The organism is Paenibacillus sp. N3.4, assembly GCF_008017805.1.
GTDB lineage: Bacteria > Bacillota > Bacilli > Paenibacillales > NBRC-103111 > Paenibacillus_E.
In genome coordinates this window covers 1-2,175 of record NZ_VRTT01000180.1, presented here as the reverse complement: position 1 = coordinate 2,175, position 2,175 = coordinate 1, and the positions used below count along the sequence as shown (strand labels likewise).

At 43.9% G+C, this 2,175-nt stretch carries 2 protein-coding genes and 1 pseudogene; 2 read left to right on the top strand and 1 reads right to left on the bottom strand.

Features of this window, described 5'->3' with window-relative positions:
- Nucleotides 1-180: 180 nt before the first annotated feature.
- Nucleotides 181-324: pseudogene (locus FU659_RS38635) on the top strand (group II intron maturase-specific domain-containing protein); the annotation flags it as partial.
- A 154-nt stretch (nt 325-478) separates the two neighbouring features.
- Complete coding sequence (locus tag FU659_RS34785; RefSeq protein ID WP_147951711.1) at nt 479-1,522, top strand: LLM class flavin-dependent oxidoreductase; 1,044 nt, start codon at nt 479-481, stop codon at nt 1,520-1,522.
- 15 nt (nt 1,523-1,537) lie between these two features.
- Here FU659_RS34785 and FU659_RS34780 read toward each other — a convergent pair whose 3' ends face one another.
- Nucleotides 1,538-1,714, bottom strand: a complete 177-nt coding sequence (locus FU659_RS34780) for a hypothetical protein (protein ID WP_222708723.1) — start codon at nt 1,712-1,714, stop codon at nt 1,538-1,540.
- Nucleotides 1,715-2,175: the final 461 nt, after the last annotated feature.

The window sequence follows — 2,175 nt, the reverse complement described above, 5'->3', positions numbered from 1 at the left end:
AAAGCAGGTCTTGCCTAAGGGATCGAGTCCCGGGGTGTCCAGGCTTTTCCCCAGAATGCTACTACTATACCTTATTTAAACGTATTAGGGTGTCCGTCGCGAGGCGGAGCGGAAGGAAGCTGGAGGCAAATGCACAGGCCAAGGCACATGAACAGGACTAGAGGCAGATTCAGTCGGATGCCGGAATGGGCTTGTTTCATATTGGCCAATTCACGATGCGGAGCTTGGGAAATGTCCCGGAACACAAACAATGCCCTTCCGACCTCCTACTGGGAGACGAAAGGGCTAAAGGGTCTGCTTTCTTGTTGCCTAGAACTTCCTTAACCTTTTAAAGATTCAGATTAAGTATGCTTAAGCCGTAACCATTTGAAAAAACAGAATATTATGTAAGATCAACGTCTTTGAAGAAGGTTATGGCGAATTATTTAAATATTTGATCATTCTTGGTCGTTAAATAGGGTGTTAGGAGGAAATAATTATGAAGGTAGAGCCCGAGATCGATCATTCAGGCATGGAATTTGGGATATATACATTAGCAGATTTAAGATCAGATCCACATACGGGGATAAGTATCAGTGCAAGACAGCGGTTGAACGAAATCATACAAGCGGCGAAAATGGCAGATGAAGCAGGGCTGGACGTTTTTGGCGTTGGCGAACATCATCGTCTGGACTATGCAGTATCATCGCCGCAGATGGTCTTGTCTTCAATTTCGCAAGTTACCAAGCGAATTAAACTGACCAGTGCTGCAACTATATTCAATACGGTAGACCCTGTACGTCTATTCGAGGATTTTGCGACACTTGATCTTTTATCCAATGGACGCGCCGAAATCATGGCGGGACGTGGAGCCTATATAGAGTCTTTCCCTCTATTTGGCTATAATTTGGAAGATTGCGATGATTTGTTCGAAGAAAATATCCATTTATTTCGAGAGCTGAGTGCCCATGAACGGGTTTCCTGGACGGGGCGTTTTCGCTCCGAATTTCTGGATGCTGAAATTTCGCCGCGACCTGTTCAGAAAAGTATCCCATTATGGATCGGCGTTCAAGAAAGTCTAGAAAGTGCTGCAAGGGCCGGCAGATTTGGTACTGGACTAGCGCTAGTGGTGTTTGAAGGCGATCCGATTCGGTTCAAGCCGCTTGTAGATAGATATCGGCAGTCTGCTTATGAAGCTGGCCATGCTCCGGCAGATTTGAAGGTTGGAGTAACCGGGCATGTCTATATTGCTGAAACAACTCAGAAGGCGAGAGATGAATTCTATCCCTATCATATTAATTATTGGGAAAGTGATATTTCAAGAGCGGATTTTGAACGGCTGTCTGGAGAAGAGACTGCCTTGTTTGTTGGAAGTTCACAGCAGATTATTGAAAAAATTTTGCGTCAATACGAGTTATTTGGACATCAGCGATTTATGGCCCAAATGGATATGGGCGGGATGCCATTTAAAAAAGTAGCGGAGAACATTGAAAGATTGGCAACTGAGATCGCTCCAGTTGTGCGAAAGGCAATCCAGAAATGATCTGGCCATTATGTTTTAAACGCCCATGCCGCTAACGCGGCACCAACAGATGATGAAAATGAGTAGATTGCGATATAATTTACTTACGGCTGGCGAAGGCAGGTCGGCAGTCAATGGTGCTTCGAGCCCGAGTTTTAGACTGACCCTAACGACCAGGTGCACCACAGATTGTTTGCTCCAGTTTGGAAGCACGCAGGATAGAATAACCATATGTGGTTGTTGCACCAGCCCTTCAATGTTGCAGCCGTAAGGAGAGTCTTACGAATGGACGTCGTTTGCAGTTTCAACAACATGAAATCCAAGAGCAAGCTCGTCATGTACACATGTGTATAAAATACCATGTAACTTACATATACTTATTCGACAAAAAATGATAGTAAAAACAACAATTTCTATGGATTGTGACACAATAAATACTGTTTCTTAGGGGAGATAGCGCATAAATTCGAATCTTGTGTCAGGGCGGGATCCTGTATCTTTTGACCGTAATTCAGCGAAATGATCTTTAATCTTAAGTCGTAAGGTGGATAGCTATGGAGCATGAGAATATTTCCGCTTCCTCGCTATCTACTATTGGTTTGTTAAATTGAAAACCAGACGATACTTCTAGTAAGTTGAAGCGGAGGTATGGTTTATGGAAGAATATGAGAACG